This is a genomic window from Paracoccus aurantiacus (genome assembly GCF_007993065.1).
In the GTDB taxonomy this organism is placed as follows: domain Bacteria; phylum Pseudomonadota; class Alphaproteobacteria; order Rhodobacterales; family Rhodobacteraceae; genus Paracoccus; species Paracoccus aurantiacus.
Window position 1 is genome coordinate 59,441 of the sequence record NZ_VOPL01000007.1, and the last position, 22,553, is coordinate 81,993.

The following is a 22,553-nucleotide window of genomic DNA, read 5'->3' on the forward strand; positions in this document are numbered from 1 at the left end:
GCCGCGAAAACTCGAACTGGGGAGGACGAGATGCTGAAGAACCTGGAAAGACGCCATTTTCTGACCGGAGGCGCCGCCTTGCTGGCCGCGCCCGCGATCCTGCGCGCGACCCGCGCCTATGCGCAGGTGCCGGTGCTGCGCGTGGGCCATGTCAGCCCGGTGACCGGCCCGCTGGCCGGCTTCGCCGAGGCCGACAACTATATCCTGCAAGCGATTTCGGAACGCTTCGGGCAGGGGATCGAAAACAACGGCAAGGCCTGGCAGGTCGAGATTGTCTCGAAGGACAGCCAGTCGAACCCGAACCGCGCGGCCGAGGTCGCCTCCGAACTGATCCTTGATGACGAGGTCGACATCATCGTCGCCGCCTCGACGCCGGACACGGTCAACCCGGTCTCGGATCAGGCGGAACTGAACGAAATCCCCTGTATCACCACCGATTGCCCCTGGCAGCCCTATTTCTTCGAGCGCGGCGGCGATCCGGCGGGTGGATTTGACTATACATATCATTTCTTCTGGGGGCTGGAGGATGTGATCGTGGCCTTTCTGGCCATGTGGGACGGCGCCGGCGCGGCGAAGACGGTCGGCGGACTGTTTCCCAACGATGCCGATGGCAATGCCTGGGGCGATGCCGAACTGGGCCTGCCGAAGCCGCTGGCCGAGGCCGGCTATGCGCTGACCGATCCCGGCCGCTATCAGCCGATGAGTGACGATTTTTCGAACCAGATCAGCGCCTTCAAGGCGGCTGGCTGCGAGATCGTCACCGGCAACATGATCCCGCCGGATTTCGCAACCTTCTGGTCGCAGGCGGCGCAGCAGGGGTTCAATCCGAAGATCGTGACCATCGGCAAGGCGCTGCTGTTTCCCAGCGTGGTCGAGGGGCTGGGCGATCGTGGCATCGGGCTTTCGTCCGAGCTCTGGTGGTCGCCCTCGCATCCCTTCTCTTCCTCGCTGACCGGGATCAGCTCGGCCGATCTGGCCGCCGGCTATACACAGGCCTCGGGGCGTCCCTGGACCCAGCCCATCGGCTTCAAGCATGCGCTTTTCGAGGTCGTGGCCGATGTCATTGCCCGCACCGAGGATCTGGAGGATTCGGCGGCGATCCTCGCGGCCATTGCCGGCACCGATCTGGAGACCATTGTCGGCCCGGTAAACTGGTCCACTGGGCCGGTCCGAAACGTCACCAAGACCCCGCTGGTCGCCGGACAATGGCAGCGCGAGGGCGACGGCATCGACCTGAAGATCGTGACAAATGCTACCGCGCCGGACATCCCGGTGACGGGCGAACTGCAATTGCTGGGTTAGGGTGATGGCAGCAATCCTGGAGCTTGCGGGCGTTCTGAAGGCCTTCGGCGCGATCACCGTCGCCGACGACCAGAGCTGGTCGTTGGGGACGGGCGAGGCGCTTGGCGTCATCGGCCCGAACGGTGCGGGCAAGACGACGATGTTCAACCTTGTCACCGGGACGCTGCCGGTCGATGGCGGCGCGATCCGGCTGGCGGGCGAGGATATCACCGACTGGCCCGCCGCGCGCCGCTGCCGCGCAGGACTCGCACGCAGCTTTCAGGTGCCGCAGCCATTCGGGGCGATGACGATCTTCGAAAACGCCTTTGTCGCAGCGACGCAGGGCGCGGGCCTTGCGCCTGCAGAGGCCGAAGATCTTTGCCTCGACGTGCTGGACCGCACGGGCCTTCTGCGCAAGGCAAATACCATGGCTGGCGGGTTGACCCTGCTGGAGCGCAAGCGGCTGGAACTGGCCCGTGCCATGTGCGCCAAGCCGCGCGTGCTGCTGCTGGACGAGATCGCCGGCGGGCTGACCGATCACGAATGCAAATCGCTGATCGAGACCATCAACGGGCTCCGCTCGACCGGGATTTCCATCGTCTGGATCGAACATGTCGTCCATGCCCTGCTGGCCGTGGTCGACCGGCTGATTGTCATCGATTTCGGCCGCAAGATCGCCGAGGGCGAGCCGCGCGCGATTATGGACAGCCGCGAGGTCCGCAAAATCTATCTGGGGATTGAAGCCGATGCCTGATCCGATCATCTCGATTCAGGGGCTGGACGCCCATTACGGCGATTTCCAGGCGCTTTACGGCGTCGATCTGGCGGTCGAACCGGGCCAGGTCGTCGCCGTCATCGGCGCGAATGGCGCCGGCAAGACGACGCTGATGCGATCCATCTCGGGCCTTCTGAAGAACAAGGCGGATGCGATCCGCTGGCAGGGCCGCCCCATTGGCGCCCTGCGCGCCGACCAGATCGCGGCGCTCGGCATCGCGCTCGTACCGGAAGGGCGGCTGCTGTTCCCCTCGCTCAGCGTCGAGGAAAACCTGATCATCGGTGGCCAGCTTGGCCGCAAGGGGCCTTGGAACCTGGCCCGCATCTACCAGCTTTTCCCGATCCTTCAGGAACGCCGCAACGTGCCCGCGACGGCGCTGTCGGGCGGGCAGCAGCAGATGGTCGCCATCGGCCGGGCGCTGATGTCGAACCCGGAGCTGTTGATGATGGACGAGATCAGCCTCGGCCTCGCCCCCGTCGTCATCAAGTCGATCTACGAGGCATTGCCGGACATCGTGGGCGAGGGTCTCTCGGCCATCGTGGTCGAGCAGGACATCGCCAAGGCGCTGTCGGTATCCTCGCATGTCGTCTGCCTGCAGGAGGGGCGCGTGTCGCTGACCGGCGGCTCGGGCGAGCTGTCCCGCGACGAGATCAGCAAAGCCTATTTCGGAGTATAGCCATGGACTGGATCAATGCGATCATTCAGGGGGCCTTGCTGGGCGGGCTTTATGCCATGTTCGCGGCCGGCCTCAGCCTGATCTTCGGGGTCATGCGACTGGTCAATATCGCCCATGGCGATCTGATCGTGCTGTCGGCCTATGTGGCGCTGACCACCTCGGTCGGGCTGGGGCTAAACCCGCTTCTCGCGCTTGTCATCGTGGTGCCGGTCATGGCCGGCTTTGGCTATGCGCTGCAAAGGCTGGTGCTTAACCGGACCATGGGCGACGACCTGCTGCCGCCCTTGCTGGTGACGTTCGGACTGTCGATCATCATCCAGAACGCGCTGTTGATGGGCTACAGCGCCGATCCGCAGAAACTGCAGGCCGGCCCGATCGAGACGGCATCGGTCAATCTCGGTCCGATCACGCTTGGCGTCATGCCGGTCATGGTCTTCGCCATCGCCGTCGCGGTGATCGCCGGGCTGCAATGGATGTTCTACCGCACCGCGCTTGGCCGCGCCTTTCGGGCGACTTCGGACCGGCAGGACATCGCGCAGCTGATGGGGTTGAACCGGGCGCATGTCTTCGGCCTTGCCATGGCGCTGTCGCTGGCGGTGACGGCGATTGCGGGGGTGTTTCTGGGCATCCGCACCTCCTTCGATCCGGCGGCGGGCGCCTCGCGGCTGATCTTCGGGTTTGAGGCGGTGATCATCGGCGGGCTCGGAAATCTCTGGGGGACGCTCTGGGGCGGGATCATCCTTGGCGTGGCGCAGACGCTGGGGGCCAAGATCAATCCCGGCTACCAGATCCTTGCCGGGCATATCGTCTTCCTGCTGATCCTCGCCGTTCGCCCGCGCGGCCTTTTCCCGAGGATGGACGGATGACAAACCTGACCGTATCGCGCAGCACGCCTGCCTCGACCATCGCGATGGTCGCCCTTGGCACGGCCATCATCATCCTGTTCGCCGCGCCCTGGTGGGCCGGCCGATCTGAACTGCGACTGCTGGGCGAGATCTTCCTTTATATGTCGCTGGCGACATTGTGGAATTTCCTTGCCGGCTATGCGGGGCTCGTCTCAGTCGGGCAGCAGGCCTATGTAGGCCTCGGCGGCTATATGTTCTTTGCCGCTACGATCTTCTGGGGCCTCAGCCCACTGGTGGCGCTGCCGATAGCTGCCCTGATCGGGGCGGCGATCTCGGCCCCGGTCGCGGCGCTGATCTTCCGGCTGCGCGGTGCCTATTTCGCCATCGGCACCTGGGTCGTGGCCGAGGTCTTCCGGCTGACCTTCGCGCAGATCAGCGCGCTTGGCGGTGGCTCGGGCACCTCATTGCCGGTCTCGGTCGCGCAATCGCTGGCCGATGGGCGCGACGCACGCGAGGCGCTGACCTATTGGCTGGCGCTTGGCATCGCCGTGGTCGTCATAGGCGCCGTCTTCGCCTTCCTGCGTTCGCGCCGGGGCGTGGCGCTGATGGCGATCCGCGACAATGAACTGGCGGCGAAATCGCTGGGCATCGACATCTGGTGGACCAAGTTCACCGTCTATGTCGTTACCGCCGGGCTGACCACGCTGGTCGGCGGGCTGATCTTCCTGCAGAAGCTGCGGATTTCGCCGGATGCCGCCTTCTCGGTCAATGACTCGACCGCCTTCGTCATCTTCATCGTGGTGATCGGCGGGATCGGCACGCTGGAAGGCCCGATCCTAGGCACGCTGGTCTATTTCGCCCTGCGCGAGACGCTGGCCGATTACGGCACCATCTACCTCATCGCGCTCGGCGTGGTGGCCATCGCGATCATGCTGTTTGCCCCGAAAGGGCTCTGGGGCCTGATCCGCGGCCATCGCGGGACCGAGCTTTTCCCACTCAGCCGCCGCGTGCGCGGCCTTACCGAAAAGGGGCAATAGCCATGGCGAAGAAGCCGAGAACGATCATCACCTGCGCCATTACCGGCGCGATCCATACGCCCACCATGTCGGATGCGCTGCCCTGGACCTATGACGATATCGCGGCGCAGGCTGTCGAGGCCGCCGAGGCCGGCGCCTCGATCCTGCACCTTCACGCCCGCAATCCCGAAAACGGCGCCCCTTCGGTCGATCCCGAGGATTTCACGCCCTTTCTGGGCCGCATCAAGCAGGCGACGGATGCGGTGGTTAACATCTCGACCGGTGGCTCGCTGACCCTGTCCATTCAGGACCGGATCAGGCCGACCATGCTGTTCAGCCCGGAGATGTGTTCGATGAACATGGGGTCGATGAATTTCTCCTTCCATCCGCTTGCGAAACGCTATGATGACTGGAAATTCGACTGGGAACGCGACTATGTCGCCAATTCCGACGGCAACATCTTCCGCAACACTTTTCGCGACATCGAAGAGGCCGCGACCACGCTGGCTCCGCATCAGGTCAAGTTCGAGCATGAATGCTATGATGTGGGCCACCTGTATAACCTGAAATTCTGCATGGATATCGGGCTGTTCAAGGCGCCGATCTTCATCCAGTTCGTGATGGGCATCCTGGGCGGGATCGGCGCCGATATCGACAATCTCGTCTTCATGAAGAAGACCGCCGACAAGCTGTTCGGCGACGATTACCGCTGGTCAATCCTGGCGGCCGGCGCCGCCCAGATCCCGTTGGCGGTGACCGCCAGCCAGATGGGCGGCAATGTCCGCGTGGGACTGGAGGACAGCCTGTTCATCAGTCGCGGCGTGCTGGCCGATTCCAATGCCCAGCAGGTCAGGAAGATCCGCCAGTTGGTCGAGGATCTGGGCCATGAGGTCGCCAGCCCCGACGAGGCGCGCGAGATCCTCGGCCTCAAGGGCGGCGACAAGGTGCAATTCTGACAATCGCATAACCAGCCCGGCAATCGGGCAAATCAAGGGAGGACTACATGAACATCAAAATGATCGCAGCCGCCTCGGCACTGGCATTGATGGCGGGAACGGCGGGGGCGGAAACCGTGCTTCGCGCCTCGACTTTCCTGCCACCGAACCACACCTGGAACCACGCCATCGAAGAATGGGGCCAGGAGCTGACCGAGAAAAGCGGCGGAGAGCTGCGGGTCGAGATCTATCCCGCAGGCCAGCTCGGCCCGCCGCCGCGCCAGTTCGATCTGGTGACTTCGGGTGCGGCCGAAATGGCGGTGATCCTGCATGGCGCCACGCCGGGGCGCTTCGCGATGACCGAACTGGCCGGCCTGCCGCTGGTCACGCCATCGGCGGGCAATACCAGCCAGATTATGTCGCGGCGCCTGACGGAAATCGCGCCCGACTTTCTGGCCGAGGAACATCCCGGCACCAAGATTCTGTGGATGGCGGTGACGCCGCCCCTGAAGTTCCACTTGGCCGATACCGATCCCACCGATCCCGCGGCGCTGGAGGGCAAGCGGATCCGCTATGCCGGCACCGTCTGGCAGCAGATCATCGAGGCGATGGGCGCAAGCCCGGTCCCGGTTCCGCCGGCCGAGGCGGCGGATGCCATGAGCAAGGGCGTCGTCGATGGCGCGACCTTCCCCTATGAGGCCACGCAAAGCTTCGACCTCGCCCCGGTGACGAAATTCTCGATGGAGCCGGGGATTGCCTCGGCCACATTCGCGCTGGTCATGTCGCAATCCTTCTTCGACGGGCTGTCGCCGGAATTGCAGGCGATCATTGACGAGACCACCGGACCCGAGCGCGCCGACTGGTATGGCGCGAAATGGGACGAGGGCGAGGCCGCTGGCCGACAATACATGGTCGATGGCGGCGTCACCATCGTGACACTGGACCCTGCGCAGGTCGATGAATTGCGGGCGGAATATGCGCCCATCGTCGAAGGCGCCATCGCGGCGGTCGCCGGCGGCGGCAAGCCCGCGCAGGAATTCGTCGACGCCTATACCCAATAAGACCCATGCCGGCCCGCGAAAGCCGCGGGCCGGCCATTCACGGAGGTTCAAATGGCCGAAGGCCCCGATGAAACGGAATTGAAGGGCGTACCGCGCGCGATGCTGTGGATCGCCTCGGTCGCGCTGGCGGCGATGATGCTGGTCGTGGTGGCGGATGTCCTGCTGCGCTTCACAATCAACAAGCCGGTGCGCGGTTCATATGACATGGTCAGCATCGGACTGCTAGTGATGGTCGTCTTCGGCATCGCCCCGGTCATCGCCCGCAAGGGAGAGATCCTGATCGACCTGATCGACCCGCTGCTGACGCGCCGGATGCTGCATGGGTTGGGCCTGATCACCATTTTCGGAACGCTGGCGCTGTTCGTCTTCCTTGGTTGGGCGATGATCGGCCCCGCCATCGACGCATGGAAATGGGGTGGCTATTCGCTGGAACTCGGCCTGCCGGTCTGGACGCTCTGGGCCGTGGCTTTCATCGGCATGGCGGGCATCCTGTGGACGGTGGTCGTGAGGCTGATCCGCACGCTTCGCGGTGAAGGCGATGATGGTCCCCACCCGACCGAGGAGGGCGCACTGTGACCCCTTTTGCGCTTGGACTGACCTGCATCGTCGTGATGTTCGCGTTGCTGTTCATCCGCCAGCCGGTCTGGCTGGCGCTCGGCGCGGTGGGCATAGCCGGCAATATCGCCCTGAACAACTTTGCCGTGGCCAAGCTGGTTTCTGGCACGGCGTTTTTCGACACGGCGTCCTCCTATAACCTGTCGGTGGTGCCACTGTTCATCCTGATGGGCGAGGTCGCCAGCGGGTCCCGCATGTCGGCAGAGCTGTTCAACGCCGCCCGCACCATCATGTCGGGACTGCGGGGCGGGCTTGCGGTCGCCTCGATCGCCGCCTCGGGCGCCTTCGGGGCAATCTGCGGATCGTCGGTCGCCACCGCTGCCAGCATGACCCGCATCGCCATGCCCGAGATGAAGCGGGCAGGCTATGAGCAGGGCTATTCGGCGGCCTCGGTCGCGGCCGGCGGATCGCTGGGCATCCTGATTCCGCCCTCGATCATTCTGGTCATCTACGGCTCCATTGCGGAACAATCCGTGGCCCGGCTGTTCGCGGCCTCGATGGTGCCGGGCATCGTCCTGCTGCTGCTTTACGTCGTGGTGGCACTTTGGGTCGCCGGCCGGTCGGGCGCGGTGCCGAGCGAGGCGCGCGTCACCCTGGCGCAGCGGATCCTGGCCCTGCGCGGGCCGTGGCAATTCCTGCTGCTTTTCGTGATGACAATCGGTGGCATCTATGCGGGCATCTTCAGCCCGAACGAGGCGGCATCCATTGGTGCCTTCGGGGCGATCCTGCTGGGCTTTCTGAAACGCTCGCTCAGCCTGCACGGCCTGGTTCACGCCATTCAGGCCTCGGTCCTGGTGTCCTGCGCCTTGTTCATGATCATCATCTCGGCCACCATCTTCGCCAATTTCATCGTCCAGACCCGGCTGCCGGACACGCTGCTGGGCATGGCGCAGGATGCCGGGCTGTCGGCATGGGTCGTGATGACCCTGATCGTCGTCCTTTACATCGTCATGGGCTGCTTTCTGGAAGGGATCGGCATGGTGCTGATCACGGTGCCGGTCTTCCTGCCGGTGGTTGCGGGCTATGGTTTCGATCCGATCTGGTTCGGCGTGCTGGTGGCGGTGCTGGTCGAGCTGGGGCTGATCACGCCCCCGGTCGGCATGAACCTGTTCATCATCCGCGCGCAGGTCCCTGACCTGTCCATGGCAAGGCTCTATCGCGGGATCGGACCCTTCCTTCTGGCGCCCATCGTGCTGGTGATCCTGCTCTTCCTGCTGCCCGGCCTCGCGCTGTGGCTGCCGCAAGTCCTGTATTGAGGTCCGCGATGGCGAATGTCCTGATCCTCGACGAACATGCCGACTGGTATGCAGAACAGCTGTCCGCCCGGCAGCCCGGTTTCAGCTACCATGCCGCCCGCAGCCCGGAAGAGGCGATGCCGATTGCAGCCGGGGCCGAGGTGCTGATCGCCCTTGCCCCCCGCATCCCCGCCGAACTGGTCGCCGCGATGGAGCGGCTGGCCTGGGTGCAGGCGCTGACCACCGGGGTCGACAATCTGCTGGCGATGAAGGAACTGCCCGATGATGTCGCGCTGACCAGTTGCGGCGGCTTTCATGGTCCGCAAATGTCGGAACTGGCGGTGATGCTGATGCTGGCCAGCGCGCGCCGCCTGCCGCAGATGATCGCCGACCAGCAGGCCGGCAACTGGACCCGATGGGAACAGCCGCTGCTGCGAGACAAGACGGTCTGCATAATCGGCCTTGGCAGCATCGCCGAATACCTGGCCGGGCTGTGCGGTGCGTTCGGGATGCGGGTGACGGGTGTCTCGGACGGTCGTCGCGAAGCGCCCGGTATCGACCGCATCCATCCCCGCGCCGAGATCGAGACTGCGGTTGCCGAGGCCGACTTCCTCGTCGTTCTGGTGCCCTATTCGCCGCGCACCCATCATATCGTCGATGCGGCCGTGCTGGCGGCTATGAAGCCCTCGGCCATCCTTGTCAACATTGCCCGCGGCGGTTGCGTGGACGAGGATGCGCTGCTGGATAGCCTGCGCGCGGGCCGGATCGCTGGGGCCGGCCTCGATGTCTTCGCGACCGAACCGCTGCCCGCCGACTGTCCCTTCCGTAGCCTGCCCAATGTCATCGTGACCCCGCATATCGGCGGCTATGCCGATGTCTATCGCCAGCAGGCGCTGCCCATCGTCGCCGCCAATCTGGATGCCTACGCGAAGGGCGGGATCGACGCCCTTCCCCTGATTGACCGAGGAACGAAGCCATGACCAATTCCCCGATTTCCCGCGCTGAGATGGAACGCCGCTGGGGCCTTGCTCGCGAGGTCATGGCCGATCTCGGCCTCGATGCGATGGTGATGCAGGCGCGCGAGGATTGGTGCGGCGGCTATGTCCGCTGGCTGACCGATGTCCCGGCCAATAACGGCTATCCGCGCACGGTGGTGGTGTTCCCTGACCGTCCGATGGAAGTGGTCGAAATGGGGGCCTTCGGCACCGACATGGCCACCGATCCCGAGGCGCGCGAGACCGCCGGGGTAGGGCGCGTTCTCGGCACGCCCAGCTTCGTCTCGGTGAACTACACCATCGACTACGACACCGAACTACTGGTGAAGCTTCTGCGCGAGGCGGGGGCAAGGCGCATCGGCCTGATCGCCCCCGGCGCGCTGCCCTATTCCCTGGTCGCGGGGCTTCAGGCCGCGGGGTTCGAGACGGCCGACGCGACGGACGCGCTCGACCGGGCGAAAGCCCCGAAAAGCGCCGAGGAGCAGGCGCTGATCCGCGCGACTGCGCGCCTGCAGGACAGGGTCTTCGCCGAGATCTGCGATTTCATCCGCCCCGGCGTGACCGACCGCGATATCGCCGCCCATGCCGAGGCGGCGGGCCGCAGGCTCGGCAGCGATCAGGGCATTCATCTGGGCGTCTCGGCGCCGCTGGGGCAGGCCTCGCGTTTCCGCAACCGCCCCTTCCAGACCCGCGAACTGGCGCCGGGCGATCATCTGTCGATGCTGATCGAGGTGAACGGGCCGGGCGGCGCCTATCTGGAAATCGCCCGGACGATGGTGCTGGGCCGCGCCGATGATCATTTGCTGCAGGCCTTTGAGAATGTCCGCGAGGCACAGGATCACACGCTGTCACTGATGGTGCCGGGCGCAGCACCGGCCGCCATCGCCGCGGCCCATGACGCATGGATGCAGGGGCGCGGCCTGCCGCCCGAGATTCGGCTTTATGCGCATGGGCAGGGCTGCGAGATGGTCGAGCGCCCGCTGATCCGCCGCGACGAGACCCTGCCGCTGGCCGAGGACATGCTGCTGGCCGTCCATCCCGGCTATGACGATGGCCGCGTCTTCGCGGTGATCTGCGACAATTACCTGATCGGCCCGGATGGCCCCGGCGACTGCCTGCATCAGACGGAAAAGAAGATATTCGAGCTTTGAGAGGAGCCCACATGACCCCCAAGATCGCATTGGAAGAACATTTCGTCGCCCCCGGATTCGAGGATTACTGGGCGCTGACCAAGGAAAACATTTCTCCCGATCTGTTCGGTAAGGCCCGCGACACGCTGGCCGATTTCGGCGAGCAGCGTCTGGCCGGGATGGACGAAATCGGTGTCGAAAAGGCGATTCTGTCGCTGTCCGGTCCCGGCGTGCAGGCCGAACCGGACACCAGAACCGCCGTGCGCAAGGCGCAGGAGGTCAATGATTTTCTGGCAAAGGAAATTCAGGCCCGCCCCGACCGCTATGGCGGCTTCGCCCATCTGGCCGTGCAGGATGCGAAGGCGGCGGCGGATGAACTGGAACGCTGCGTGCGCGACCTTGGCATGCAGGGCGCGATGATCAATGGCCAGACCAATGGGACCTATCTGGACGACGACCGCGTCTCTCCCCTTTGGGAACGGGCCGAGGCGCTTGGCGTGCCGATCTATATCCATCCCAACAACCCGCCCGACGTGCCTTATATGTATCACGGACATTCGGAACTCTGGGGTCCGGTCTGGTCATGGACGGTGGAAACCGGCAACCACGCGCTGCGCCTGATCTTCGGCGGCGTCTTTGACCGTTTCCCGAAGGCGAAGCTGCTGCTCGGTCATATGGGCGAGACGCTGCCCTATCAGCTCTGGCGTTTCGACAGCCGTTGGGCGATCTCGAACCGCAAGGAAAAGACGCTGGAGATGGCGCCCTCCGCATATTTCCGCCGCAATTTCTGGTGCACCACGGCCGGCGTCTATTCTGACGAACCCCTGCGCTGCGCGCTTGCGGCATTGGGCGACGACCGGGTGCTGTTCTCGGTCGATTATCCCTATGAGCGCCCGCATGAGGCCGGCGAGTGGATCGAGGCGGCGGATATCACTGATGCACAGCGCAGTGCAGTCTGCCGCGAGAATGCGGTCAGCCTGCTGGGGTTGTAAGACCCGTGTCCGTCCCATGCCGCAGTCCGCGGCATGGGCTACCAGATCCGCTCAGTCCCGACCCGAAGGCAGGCAGTCCAGCCCCGCCGCCCGCGCGCCGGCAATCGCACAGATTTCGTCATTGGGTCCGGTATCGCCGCTGATCCCGATCGCGCCGATCCCCTCGCCTTGCCGGTTCAGGATCAGGATCCCGCCCGGATTGGGCGCGAAGCGCCCGCCGGAGGCGGCGATCAACCCGTTCAGAAAGCCCGGATTGTTGGCCAGACGCTTGCCCATCACCCCCGATGGCACGCCCATGCCAAGCGCCGCCCAAGCCTTCGCGATCGCGATATCGGCGCGCAGGATGCCGCTGCCATCCTGCCGTTTCAGCAGGATCAGGTTGCCGCCCAGATCAAGGACCGCGACCGTCAGGGCCATGAAGCCCTGCGCCTCACGCTCGGCCAGGGCGCCGGAAACGATCCGTTCGGCCTGATCGAGGCCGAGCGGCGTGAGTAGTGGTGTCACCATCTTGCCTCCCTCCGCTGGGCGGAGCGTCCCTGCGGACGCCCCGGTCGCGCTTAATATTCGACCTTGCTGTAAATCTCGTCCCAAAGCAGGCCGGCATAGTTGTCGGTGCCCTGTTAGTCGACGATACCTTGCCATTTGGCGATATTGTCCTGAAATGCGGCGACGATGGCGGCGGCATCGGCGACACCGCGTGCCTCGCCCTTGGCGGCGGCGCGGCTGGCGTAATCGGACAGGAAACCGTCCAGTTCCTGACGATAGGCGCCGCCCAGATCGGTGAAGGTCAGGCCCTGTTCTTCGGCGGCGGCAAGGGCTTCTTCATCGGCGGCCACATAGCCGTCGACAATGGCCGCGATTGCCTGCGGCATCGCCTGCAGGAAGGCCGTCTTCGCCTCGTCCGAAAGTCCCGCCCAGGTATCGCTGTTCATGGTCATGAAACTGGTTGCGAATTGCGAACCGATGGGCGCGGTGATGATCGTCTCGGCGGCTTCGCCGATGGAAAAGGCGGTCAGCCATTCGGGCGAGATATTGGTGCAATCGGCGGTGCCGCGCTCCAGCGCCTCCAACTGGCCGGGCGGCGGCACGTCAAGCTGCGTGCTGCCAAGATGGCCGATCCAGTCCGCCACCGCCTGCTGGCCGATGATCCGAAGCCCGCGCAGATCGTCTATGGATCTGATTTCGCGCGCGCAAACCGTCATCGCCGGCGTGGCTGCATGAGCCCCGAGAAACAGTGCGTTCGCCTGCGCATATTCGTCGCGGCAGCTTTGGCAGTCCAGAAGAATGGTCGCATTCACCGCCGCCGCCGTCACATAGGGATCGCCGCCGAAATGATAGAGATCCGAGAACATCATGTTTACCGGCATCTCGGCCTGATTGCTGGCAGGCTGGGTGAAGGCAGTGTCGATCACGCCCCCGCGGATGGCATCGAAATTGCCGGCAGAGTCGTAAAGCTGCCCGGCCCAGAAATATTTCGCCGTCACCTCGCCGCCGGTCGCCTTGGAGACGAGGTCGAAGACTTTTTCGACGCCAGCCGAATTGACCAGCACCGAGGGCGGCAGATGAGTGGAGTATTGCAACTCCTGCGCCGATGCGGTGCCAAACAGGGCAGCGCTGCCGGCAAGGGTCAGCCCGAATGTCGTCAGTTTCATGTCTTCCTCCTCCTGAAGTGAATTGTCCCGGCTCAGCGCAGCGAGGGCAGGAACAGCGAGATTTGGGGAAAGGCGATCAGCAGGGCGAGCACGACCAGTTCGGTCACGAAGAACCAGGCTGTGCCGCGAAAGATCACCTGCAGCGGAATATCGGGCAGGATCGTCCGCATCACATAGACATTCATGCCTACAGGCGGGGTGATCAGGCCGATTTCGGTATATTTGATGAACAGGATGCCGAACCAGACCAGGTTGATATCTGCCGCGATATAGATCGGCAGAAAGACCGGCAGCACCAGCAGCATCAGCCCTATGGGGTCGAGAAAACAGCCAAGGACCAGGAACACGGCGGCGGTGACCAGCACCAGCGTCAGTTCCGACACGCCGATGGCAATGACCATATCTGCGACGGTTTCGGGCAGGTCGGAATAGGCCATGAAGCGGGTCAGCAGCACCGCACCGATGATAATGAAAAACAGGCTCGCGGAATTGCGGATCGTGTCGAGCAGCGCATCGCGCAGGACCGGCCAACTCAGCCGGCGCTGGAATGCCGCGATCACCAAGGCCGCGACGGCGCCGAAGGCAGCCGACTGAGTGGCTGAGGCGATGCCGGCATAGATCGTGCCGACCACGACGAAGATGATCACCGGCAGCGGCCAGACCTCCAGCAGGGCGCGCCACTTTTCGGCCGGGTCGCTTTCCTCAATGATCTTCGGGGCCAGTTCCGGGCGCAGGGTGCATCGGATAAGAATCATCAGGCTGAACAGGAAGGCCGTCAGCAGGCCGGGCAGGATGCCGGCCATGAACATGTCGCCGACCGAGACCTCAGCGAAATAGGCATAGATGATCATCGGGATCGAAGGCGGGATCATCACCCCAAGCGTGCCCGCCGCCGCGACCACGCCAGTCGCCAGCCCCTTGTCGTAATTGTAGCGCAGCATCTCCGGCACGGCGATGCGCCCCATCGAGATCGAGGTAACAAGGCTTGATCCGGCGGCGGCGGAAAATCCCGCACAGCCCAGGTTTGTCGCGATGGCCAGCCCGCCGGGCAGCCATGCCAGCCACAGTCGGGCGGCCCTGAACAGCGACGTCGTCATGCCCGAAGTATGCGCGATGCTTCCCATCAGGATGAACAGCGGCACGGCCGAGAATTCCCAGTTCGCCGCGAAGCTGTAGGGGATGTTCTGCAACACGCTGGAGGTCGCGCGGGGACCGGCGATCAGCCAGATGCCGATGGTCGCGACCGCGCCCATGGCCAGACCGATATGGAAGCGCAGCGCGATCATCAGCACCATCACGCCCAGCCCGGCGACGCCGATGGCAAAATCGCTCATGCCGGGGTCTCCGTATCGGATTCGGCGCCGAGGATGCTATCCAGCGCCTTGAGGGCGGCGATGGCGAGCATGGCCAGCAGCCCCATCACCGCGATCCAGCGCGAGGGCCAGAGAGGGATCTGGCCGCCTGCGATGGTCTCGTAGGCGCCGACCTCGGTCTGCTGGATTGCCTTGACGGTCGCATACCAGCACAGCAGGCCCACATAGCCCGTCAGCAACAGGTGGTTTGCGGTGGTGGCGATGCGCTGCAGGCGCCGTGACAGCAGGCTGAAGCCGAGATCGGCGCTGATATGCGCGCCTTGCGATTCGGCATAGCCGAGCGGCAGGAAGAACAGCGCGACCATGTAATAGAAGGTCACGATCTGATGGGTGCCGTTGATTGGCGACAGGAACAGTTTCGTCGCCACTGCATCGGCGAAGATATGCAATGTCGCGAGGACGAGGGCCAGGCAGGCGCCGGCAGTGATGGCGCGCGCATAGGCCTCGGCAGCACATCGCGCGAGGCGTCTCATGCGCCTGACCGGGCTGGCTGGCTGGCCTCTGCTCTGGTCATGATCTCCTCCCAAGAATCCACCACCGAGTTAAACACATGTTTAAGTCTTGCGTTTAATGCGTCAAGCCCTGAATCATGGGGGCGCGTAAATTCAGGTCAGGGAACAGGTGATGAAGCAGCCCAGATCAGGTCCATCCGAAACCCGCCGCAAGTTGTTGGAGGCGGCGGTCCGGCTGTTTTCCGAACATGGATTCCGAGCGGTGTCGGTGCGTCAGATCGCGGCCGCGGCGGGGGTCAATTCCGCCCTGGTCAATTATCATTACGGCTCCAAGGACAGCCTGATCGAGGAGGTGATCCGTGCCAGCGCCGCCGGTCATGTGGCCGAGCGGATGCATCATCTGTCGCAGGCCAAGCGGCGCGGCGTGGCCTTCGATCTGACGGGCTTGTTGCGCATCTATCTGGAGCCCCTGCTGATGCAGGAAAGTTGGGCGGAACAGGGCGGAACGCTGGTCCGTCTTCACGGCTATCTGGTCACCGAACGTCCCGACCTGGCCGAGGATATCGTCGCCCGCGCCTTCAATACGGTGAATGTCGCCTTCATCGACGAACTGGGCGCGCTGCTACCGCATCTGACCCGAGAGGTGATCATCTGGCGCTTCTACGCGATGATCGGATCGCTGCTGTTCTTCCAGATCCGGCCGGCGCCGCCCGGCCTGCTGTCCATCTCGGCCGGGCGCTGTGATTCGTCGAATTCGGTTGAGGTGCTGGCCCAGCTTCTGCCCGCCAGCATTGCCGCCTTTCAGGCGCCGATGCCGCAAGCGGGCGGTGAAGATCAGGCGCGCGCAATCTGACGGGTTGCAAATTTCAAACGCATGTTTAATATCTGCTCCGGGATGAGGAGTGGCCAACATGCTGACAGGTGCCGCCGAGGCGATTATCCGCTGTCTTCACGCTGAGGGCGTGAACCGAGCCTATGGCATTGCCAGCGGCAAGCTGATGCCGCTGATGAAGGCGCTTGCCGGGGCCAATGATCTCCGTTTCATCGGCGTCCGCCATGAAGGCGCGGCGGCGCTGATGGCGGCGGGACATGCGGCGGGAACCGGGCGGATCGCCGTTGCCCTGGGCGAATTGGGGCCCGGTGGCGGCAACCTCGTCTCTGGCGTGGCAAGCGCGTTTTCCAACAACCTGCCGATGCTGGTGCTGACCTCGGGCAATCCTGGCCATGCCAGCCGACCGGCGCGCGGGATGCTAATGGAGCTTGATCTCGTCTCGCTCTTCGCGCCGATCACCAAGCGAAGCGAGGTGGTGCTGGATGGCCGCCGTATCCCGGAAATGATGCATGCCGCCTTCCGCACCGCGCTGTCGGGTCGGCCCGGCCCGGTCCATCTGAACATCCCGGCGGATATCCTCGCCGCGAGCTTTCCCTATCGCGAGACCGCGTTTGCGGCGCCGGACACCTATCGTCCGCTCTCGCCGCAACTGCCGAACGAGGCCCAGCTCGAACTGGCCACAGAGATCCTTTCGGAAGCCCGACGGCCCCTGATCGTTGCTGGCGGCGGTGCGATCGCGGCGGGTGCCAGCGTCGCGGCATGCCGGCTGGCGGAGGAATTGGGCGCGGCGCTTGTGCCGACGCAGATGGGGATCGGGGCGATGGCCTCGGATCATCCGGCTTTTATCGGCCATGGGGGCGTGATCGGCGGTCCGGCGCTGATGCGGGCCGTAACGCAAGCCGATGCGGTGCTGCTGCTTGGCTGCCGGGTATCGTCATGGTTCTGGGGGCCGGAAGGGCCGCTGTTCAGCCCAGAAGCCAGAATCGTTCAGGTCGATACCGATCCCGAGCAGATCGGGCGGATCGTCAGCATTTCCTGCGGAATCAATGCCGATGCGCGTGCCGTGGCCGAGGTCTTGCTTGATCGAGTGCGCGGCCGCCACACGGATCCCGGCTGGCTAAGCGGACTCGCGGCGGAACACGGCCTCGGGCCTGCCGGCCGTGCTGGACTGCCGCGTGGGCTTCGTGCCGCATCCCGCCATGCCCCATTTCGGGGCCATGGCAAAACCGCCCGCAGAGGACGCCGCCTTGCCGGCCTGAAAGGAAGGACGACCATGCCCGCGCTGCAGCTTTACCACGGCACCACCAGCGTCTGTTCGCAGAAGGTCAGGCTGGGCCTGGCCGAGATCGGGCTGGATTACGAAAGCCATCTGATCGACCTGCAGAAGGGCGAGCAGTTCGCGCCTGACTATCTGCGGCTCAACCCCGATGCTGTGGTGCCAACGCTGGTCGATGACGGGCTGGTCGTCGTCGAATCGAGCCTGATCCTCGAATATCTCGACCGCCGGCATAATGGCGGCCGGCTGATGCCGTCGGATCCGGCGGCGGAAATGACCGCACGCCACTGGCTGCTGCGCTGTCTTGGAATCCACGCCGCCATCAATACGCTGACATTCTCGACCGTGATGCGCGACAAGATTCTCGCCAGCAAGAGCGCCGAGGAGATCGGCGCGGATATCGCGAAGATGCCCGACCCGATTGCAGGGCTGAAGCGGCAGGATCTGCTGGATCGCGGGCTGGCCTCGGCCCATGTCGATCAGGCGCTGCGGGTGCTCGACCGCGCCATGCGGGACATGGATGCGCAATTGTCGCGCGACACCTGGCTTTCGGGCGCGGGTTTCGGCATCGCCGATATTGCCTTGGCGGCCTATTTCGACCGGATCGACCGGCTGGGCTTTGCCGGTCTGTGGCAGGATCGTCCCAGGATCGCGGCATGGCTGGACGGTATTCGCGCGCGCGACAGTCACGGTCCGGCCATCGCCGATTTCATCCCGGCCGAGGCGGCAGCAGCGATGAGGGCTGGCGGGGCCGGTCACTGGCCGCAGCTTCGCGACAGATGGGAAGAACGGCATTGACAGCCGCGCCTGTATGATCGGGCGCATAGGGAAGGGGAGGATCGAAAGATGGTTCTGCAATTGCGAATTGGTGGCGAGGACAGGAGTGCCGGCGGCAATGCCAGCTTCAAGCGCCATGACCCGGTGACCGGCGCGGTGGCGACCGAAACCGCTGCTGCCTCGATCGAGGATGCGCTGGCAGCCGTCGCGGCGGCAGAGGCCGCCTTTCCTGGCTGGGCCGCGACCGCGCCGACCGAACGCCGGCGCATCCTGAATGCCGCCGCCGATGCCATGGCGCGGCGTGCCGATGAATTCGTCGAGGTGGGCATTGCCGAGACCGGCGCCACCGGGCCGTGGATCGGCTTCAATGTCCATCTGGCAACCAATATCCTGCGCGAGGCGGCCAGTATGGTCACCCGCATGGTCGGTGAGACCATCCCTTCGGACAAGCCGGGAACGCTGGCCATGTCGGTGCGCCGGCCGCGCGGCGTCTGTCTTGGTATCGCGCCCTGGAACGCGCCGGTGATCCTTGGCACTCGTGCCGTCGCCATGCCGCTGGCCATGGGCAATACTGTGGTCCTGAAATCCTCGGAACTCTGCCCACGCCTGCATCGCATGATCGGCGAATGTCTGGAGGAAGGCGGCGTCCCGCCCGGCGCGATCAACGTGATCTCGAACGCGCCAGAGGATGCCGCGAAACTGGTCGAGGCCCTGATCAAAGCGCCGGAGGTCCGCCATGTGAACTTCACGGGCTCGACCTCGGTCGGACGCATCATCGGGCGGCTCGCGGGCGAGAACCTGAAGCCCGCGCTTCTGGAGCTGGGTGGCAAGGCACCGCTGATCGTGCTCGACGATGCCGATATCGACGCGGCGGTGAATGCGGCGATCTTTGGCTGCTACATGAATATGGGCCAGATCTGCATGTCGACCGAACGCGTCATCGTCGATGAGGCGGTGGCCGATGAATTTGCGGAAAAGCTCGCGGCGCGGGCGGCGGCTCTGCCTGCGGGCAATCCGCGCGAACAGGTCGTGCTGGGCGGCCTCGCCATGGCGGGCGCTGGCGAAAGGATGGACGCGATCATCGCCGATGCTCTGGACAAGGGCGCGGTGCTGCGGGCCGGCGGCACGCGAAACGGCGCGGTGCACAGCGCAACGCTGATCGACAAGGTGACGCCCGCGATGAAGATCTATGCCGAGGAAAGCTTCGGTCCGGTCAAGGGCATTATCCGCGTCAAGGGCGATGACGAGGCCGTCCGGATCGCCAATGACACGGAATACGGCCTGTCATCGGCGGTGTTCAGCGGCAATATCAACCGTGCCATGACCGTCGCCAACTGCCTCGAAACCGGCATATGCCACATCAACGGTCCCACGGTTGCGGATGAGGCCCAGATGCCCTTCGGCGGCGTCAAGGGATCGGGCCACGGCCGCTTCGGCGGCAGCGCCGTGATCGACGAATTCACCGAACTGCGCTGGATCACCATCGAGGATCCACATCAGCACTATCCATTTTGAGGCTGTCATGCTGCTGATCACACTACACGACACAGGGGTGGTTGAGGGCGGCGAGAGGTGATTTTCTGACGGATTCTGCCTTGCAAACAGGATCGCCGGATGGTCACGAAACTCAGCGCCGCCCTCACCGAAAAACTATCGCTGCATATCGATCTGAGCAAGAGCCGGCTGGAGACGCTGGCGCTGCTGATCACGGGCATGATCGGGGCGCGGACGGTCAATCTGAGCCATGTTGCCAGCGAGCGGGGATCGCCGGTGAAACCCGCCTCGACCTACAGGCGTCTGCAGCGCTTTTTCCAGCATGTTGCCCCTGACGATGACTGGGCGGCCAGGCTGATCGTGACACTGCTGGGGGTGCGCGGGCCGTGGCTGCTCTGCCTCGACCGTACCAACTGGCAGATCGGCGCGAAGCACGTGAATGTCCTCGTCCTGGCGCTGGTGACACGCCGCCACCGGGTGCCGCTGATGTGGCGCATGCTGGACGGTCCGGGCAACTCTCCGACCGCCACGCGGATCGCGCTGATGGAGCGCTATCTGGCGCTGTTCGGCGCCGGATCGGTCAGGATGCTTCTGGACGACCGCGCGTTCATCGGTGGCGAATGGTTGAGATATCTCCATGAAAACAACATTCCCTTCACCATCCGCCTGCGGGAAAACATGACCGTCATCACCGAAACCGGTCAACGCGTCCCGCTCGGCACCCTGCTGAAAACGACCCGCGGCGCGCGCAGTTTCCAGGCCGCTCTGCCCGGCGATGACGGCAATGCGCCCTTGGTGCTCGGCTTCGCCGCCAAACGCATCAGGGGCGGCGAATTGCTGATCGCCGCCGCCAGCAAGGACGCACATTACGCGCTTGTCGCCTATCGCAGACGATGGCGTTCCGCCGTCACCAGCCCGCGCTCCAGCATGGCATTGCGGACGGTGTTCGAGATGGCGTTGGAGGGCAGGTAGCCGTCCCCATTCACTAGCCCGGCGTAAAAGCCCGCGATCTCGTCCATGCTGGCACGTGGTGCGTCTGCAGGCTTGCCGCCGCGCTTCCGGCGCTTGTCGCCATCTGCGGCTTTTGTTGCGCCGGCTGATCGTGCCGCACGTTCCATCGCCCGGTCCAGTGCTCTGGGCCCGTCCGGCGGGGCCGGATGCCTTTCGCGGCTGTCCCGGGCGACGGCAATGATCCTGTCCTCGGTCAGGCCGAGATCGGTGATCCAGCGCCGAACGTGTTCGCGGGGTGGCCAGCCCTGCCACCAGCCGGGAAGCCCGGCATCGGTGTCCAGGCCGAGGGCGTCGAGCAGCTCGCCAAAAAACTCTTCAAATCGATCATCGCGCGCTCGCGCGCCCACCTCCTCCTTTACCGGTTCCCTTAATGGTTCTCTTACAGGGTTAGTGTCCGGATTCCGGACACGGAAATCGCCATTTTCTGGACACGGCTCTGCCCGAAATCCGGACACGGCTCCGTGTGCAGTTTCCGGACACGGGTTCACGACATTGGGCGACACTGGGCGTGTTTCGCCATCAGGATCATCGCCTGAAAACCTGGGAAAATCGCCATGTCCGAAATCCGGAGACGGGTCCGAATTCGGGTCGTCGAATCCGTCCTCGAAGCCGAGAATGTAGCGGGTCGGCTGCTGGCGTTTCGTCACCGGATCGACGCTTGCGCAGCGCCGGATCAGACCGGCCAGTTCCAGCTTGCGGAGATGGTCATTCAGGGCCGAGCGGCTGATCTCGCAATCGGCGGCCAGCCGCGCCTGCGTCGGGAAGCAGCCGAAATCGGGATTGTGGCGGTCGCAGAGGTGCCAGAGCACGATCTTGGTCGCGGCTTCAGCCCGCGTTGCAGAATCGCCCAGTTGGTCGCGAAATGGCTCATGCGCAGGCCCTCCGGCGCGGGTTCTTGGCCTGCACCCGGGAGGTGATGCCGTGATCGGCCAGGGCGCCCAGCGCGTCCTCGACCGAACGGATCAGCGCCCAGCCAAAGCCCTGAGCCTTCGCCATGTCGCGAAACGCCTTCTGCGCCGGGCTGAGACGGCCCGAGGGGCTTTTCACTTCCAGAAACAGCACCTGACCGCCGGTCAGGACGATCAGATCGGCGAAGCCCGGAAACACGCCCATGCCGGTCAGGATCGCCTGGCGCTGCCGTGCGGGTTTGCCGCCGCTGCCGACCTCATTGGCGGAATGATGAATGATGGCCTCGCGCGGCAACACGATACGCAGGGTATGGACGATGGCGCGTTGAATATCGGCCTCAGGGGTGCGGCGGGTCATGCGCCACCGCCTTTCCGCTTCCGGCGCGACAGGCAGATCAACAGTCCGGCGAGTGCCAACGCCTCACGACATTCCTGCGGGTCAGGGCTGTGCGCGGCGATTGCGCGGCAGGCGAGGACGATCAGGCTGTCCGGGTGATGGACGAAATCGGCGACAATGCCGCGTGCTTCTGTGAGGCGCTGGGCTGGCCAATCTGCGGGGCAGTGCGCGCCGGGCGTGCTGTTGCAGTTGGTGTCGGTATATGGGATCGGGGTCATTGCGTTCATTTCCGCCCCCGTGCTTTGCTCGGCTTCGCATCAGCGACCCGCGGCAGCTCCTGCGACTGCAGCCAGTCCTGCACCACGCTCATACGATAGAAAATCTTGCGACCGGCACGGACGCAGGCGGGACCCTTTCGCCGACGTTCCCAGCGCCCCAGCGTATCGACCGTCAGATCCAGCTCCTGCGCCAGATCGTAACGGCTGATCCAGCCGCGCAGCAGGCGCGGTTCAATTGCGCGTTCCACACTCATGGGTTGTGTCATGCTCTTGCCTCCATCTTGGCCGTCCGGGTCGGGCGGCTGACGGGGAGAAGAACAATCACATCGAAAGCCCCGGCAGGGAGGCGGAAGGTGGCGTAATTGGCCCGGACTTATGCCGCCCCATGTTTTGCTGGGGTTTGCGCGATTCGCATCCGTTCGACCGGCAGGTGCCCCGGCGAAGCGGCGGGCATGCCGGTGGGACATCATGCCGCATGTTCGGTAAACATCTGCGATTGCGGCGGCGCAGAATGAATCGCGGACGTTGTCGCCGCTGTCCGGGTCAAATGTCCTTGCCAAGTCGCGCTCCACCGTTAAAGAAACTCACCTATCACGCCCGAAGCGGA

Annotated in this window: 24 protein-coding genes; 16 read left to right on the top strand and 8 right to left on the bottom strand. The window is 64.5% G+C overall.

From position 1 onward, the window contains the following. Positions 1-30 precede the first annotated feature (30 nt). From FQV27_RS15160 to FQV27_RS15215, 12 genes are read left to right on the top strand one after another with little or no spacing between them, the layout of a single operon-like run. Positions 31-1,302 carry an ABC transporter substrate-binding protein gene (locus tag FQV27_RS15160; RefSeq protein ID WP_147100124.1) on the top strand — a complete coding sequence of 424 codons (1,272 nt, stop codon included), beginning with the start codon at positions 31-33 and terminating at the stop codon, positions 1,300-1,302. 4 nt (positions 1,303-1,306) lie between these two features. Further along, the gene (locus FQV27_RS15165; protein WP_147100126.1) at positions 1,307-2,035 is read left to right on the top strand and encodes an ABC transporter ATP-binding protein; all 729 of its coding nucleotides are present in this window, start codon (positions 1,307-1,309) and stop codon (positions 2,033-2,035) included. Continuing rightward, on the top strand, positions 2,028-2,732 hold the full coding sequence (locus FQV27_RS15170) for an ABC transporter ATP-binding protein (RefSeq protein WP_147100128.1): 705 nt from the start codon (positions 2,028-2,030) through the stop codon (positions 2,730-2,732). The genes FQV27_RS15165 and FQV27_RS15170 overlap by 8 nt, the downstream gene beginning before the upstream one ends. 2 nt (positions 2,733-2,734) lie before the next feature. Further along, positions 2,735-3,598 (top strand): branched-chain amino acid ABC transporter permease, encoded by an 864-nt coding sequence (locus tag FQV27_RS15175; protein ID WP_147100130.1) that lies wholly within the window; start codon positions 2,735-2,737, stop codon positions 3,596-3,598. Next, on the top strand, positions 3,595-4,614 hold the full coding sequence (locus FQV27_RS15180) for a branched-chain amino acid ABC transporter permease (RefSeq protein ID WP_147100132.1): 1,020 nt from the start codon (positions 3,595-3,597) through the stop codon (positions 4,612-4,614). The genes FQV27_RS15175 and FQV27_RS15180 overlap by 4 nt, the downstream gene beginning before the upstream one ends. A 2-nt stretch (positions 4,615-4,616) precedes the next feature. Further along, positions 4,617-5,549 (top strand): 3,5-dioxohexanoate:acetyl-CoA acetone transferase, encoded by a 933-nt coding sequence (gene kce / locus FQV27_RS15185; protein ID WP_147100134.1) that lies wholly within the window; start codon positions 4,617-4,619, stop codon positions 5,547-5,549. A 47-nt stretch (positions 5,550-5,596) separates the two neighbouring features. After that, a complete protein-coding gene (locus FQV27_RS15190) occupies positions 5,597-6,589 on the top strand; it encodes a TRAP transporter substrate-binding protein (protein ID WP_147100136.1) in 993 nt (330 codons plus the stop codon). A 51-nt stretch (positions 6,590-6,640) separates the two neighbouring features. Continuing rightward, complete coding sequence (locus tag FQV27_RS15195) at positions 6,641-7,165, top strand: TRAP transporter small permease (protein WP_147100138.1); 525 nt, start codon at positions 6,641-6,643, stop codon at positions 7,163-7,165. Further along, positions 7,162-8,460 carry a TRAP transporter large permease gene (locus tag FQV27_RS15200; RefSeq protein ID WP_222611710.1) on the top strand — a complete coding sequence of 433 codons (1,299 nt, stop codon included), beginning with the start codon at positions 7,162-7,164 and terminating at the stop codon, positions 8,458-8,460. Before FQV27_RS15195 ends, FQV27_RS15200 begins: the two co-directional genes overlap by 4 nt. Positions 8,461-8,468: 8 nt before the next feature. Beyond that, complete coding sequence (locus FQV27_RS15205; RefSeq protein ID WP_147100140.1) at positions 8,469-9,419, top strand: D-2-hydroxyacid dehydrogenase; 951 nt, start codon at positions 8,469-8,471, stop codon at positions 9,417-9,419. After that, the gene (locus FQV27_RS15210) at positions 9,416-10,585 is read left to right on the top strand and encodes a M24 family metallopeptidase (RefSeq protein WP_147100142.1); all 1,170 of its coding nucleotides are present in this window, start codon (positions 9,416-9,418) and stop codon (positions 10,583-10,585) included. Before FQV27_RS15205 ends, FQV27_RS15210 begins: the two co-directional genes overlap by 4 nt. A gap of 11 nt (positions 10,586-10,596) precedes the next feature. Next, a complete protein-coding gene (locus FQV27_RS15215) occupies positions 10,597-11,556 on the top strand; it encodes an amidohydrolase family protein (protein ID WP_147100144.1) in 960 nt (319 codons plus the stop codon). A gap of 51 nt (positions 11,557-11,607) precedes the next feature. On the opposite strand, the gene FQV27_RS15220 is transcribed toward FQV27_RS15215, so the two are convergent. The 4 genes from FQV27_RS15220 to FQV27_RS15235 all read right to left on the bottom strand — a co-directional run bounded on the left by FQV27_RS15220 (position 11,608) and on the right by FQV27_RS15235 (position 15,054). Then, positions 11,608-12,063, bottom strand: coding sequence for a GlcG/HbpS family heme-binding protein (locus FQV27_RS15220; RefSeq protein WP_147100146.1), 456 nt, complete (start codon positions 12,061-12,063; stop codon positions 11,608-11,610). Positions 12,064-12,176: 113 nt separating this feature from the next. Continuing rightward, positions 12,177-13,208 carry a TRAP transporter substrate-binding protein DctP gene (dctP, locus tag FQV27_RS15225; RefSeq protein WP_147100149.1) on the bottom strand — a complete coding sequence of 344 codons (1,032 nt, stop codon included), beginning with the start codon at positions 13,206-13,208 and terminating at the stop codon, positions 12,177-12,179. 32 nt (positions 13,209-13,240) lie between these two features. Then, positions 13,241-14,542, bottom strand: coding sequence for a TRAP transporter large permease (locus tag FQV27_RS15230; protein ID WP_147100151.1), 1,302 nt, complete (start codon positions 14,540-14,542; stop codon positions 13,241-13,243). Beyond that, positions 14,539-15,054 carry a TRAP transporter small permease subunit gene (locus FQV27_RS15235; protein WP_147100153.1) on the bottom strand — a complete coding sequence of 172 codons (516 nt, stop codon included), beginning with the start codon at positions 15,052-15,054 and terminating at the stop codon, positions 14,539-14,541. The genes FQV27_RS15230 and FQV27_RS15235 overlap by 4 nt, the downstream gene beginning before the upstream one ends. Before the next feature lie 151 nt (positions 15,055-15,205). Here FQV27_RS15235 and FQV27_RS15240 point away from each other — a divergent pair, with 151 nt between their 5' ends. From FQV27_RS15240 to FQV27_RS15255, 4 genes are all read left to right on the top strand, one after another. Then, positions 15,206-15,886: a TetR/AcrR family transcriptional regulator gene (locus FQV27_RS15240; RefSeq protein WP_147100155.1), complete on the top strand. Its 681-nt coding sequence runs from the start codon at positions 15,206-15,208 to the stop codon at positions 15,884-15,886. 58 nt (positions 15,887-15,944) lie between these two features. Beyond that, positions 15,945-17,939 (top strand): thiamine pyrophosphate-binding protein, encoded by a 1,995-nt coding sequence (locus FQV27_RS15245; RefSeq protein WP_147100157.1) that lies wholly within the window; start codon positions 15,945-15,947, stop codon positions 17,937-17,939. Positions 17,940-17,987: 48 nt separating this feature from the next. Next, the gene (locus FQV27_RS15250) at positions 17,988-19,433 is read left to right on the top strand and encodes an aldehyde dehydrogenase (protein WP_147100159.1); all 1,446 of its coding nucleotides are present in this window, start codon (positions 17,988-17,990) and stop codon (positions 19,431-19,433) included. A 99-nt stretch (positions 19,434-19,532) separates the two neighbouring features. Beyond that, positions 19,533-20,384, top strand: a complete 852-nt coding sequence (locus FQV27_RS15255; RefSeq protein ID WP_147100161.1) for a transposase — start codon at positions 19,533-19,535, stop codon at positions 20,382-20,384. On the opposite strand, the gene FQV27_RS15260 is transcribed toward FQV27_RS15255, so the two are convergent. Genes FQV27_RS15260 through FQV27_RS15275 form a run of 4 tightly spaced genes read right to left on the bottom strand, consistent with a single transcriptional unit; the run spans position 20,294 to position 22,212 of the window. Further along, complete coding sequence (locus FQV27_RS15260) at positions 20,294-21,232, bottom strand: helix-turn-helix domain-containing protein (RefSeq protein ID WP_342779893.1); 939 nt, start codon at positions 21,230-21,232, stop codon at positions 20,294-20,296. The two genes, FQV27_RS15255 and FQV27_RS15260, sit on opposite strands and share 91 nt — an antisense overlap. Positions 21,233-21,290: 58 nt before the next feature. Next, on the bottom strand, positions 21,291-21,689 hold the full coding sequence (locus tag FQV27_RS15265) for a VRR-NUC domain-containing protein (protein ID WP_147100163.1): 399 nt from the start codon (positions 21,687-21,689) through the stop codon (positions 21,291-21,293). Next, positions 21,686-21,955 (bottom strand): hypothetical protein, encoded by a 270-nt coding sequence (locus FQV27_RS15270; RefSeq protein ID WP_246133128.1) that lies wholly within the window; start codon positions 21,953-21,955, stop codon positions 21,686-21,688. Before FQV27_RS15270 ends, FQV27_RS15265 begins: the two co-directional genes overlap by 4 nt. Then, positions 21,952-22,212 (bottom strand): transcriptional regulator, encoded by a 261-nt coding sequence (locus FQV27_RS15275; protein ID WP_147100165.1) that lies wholly within the window; start codon positions 22,210-22,212, stop codon positions 21,952-21,954. The genes FQV27_RS15270 and FQV27_RS15275 overlap by 4 nt, the downstream gene beginning before the upstream one ends. Positions 22,213-22,553 lie beyond the last annotated feature (341 nt).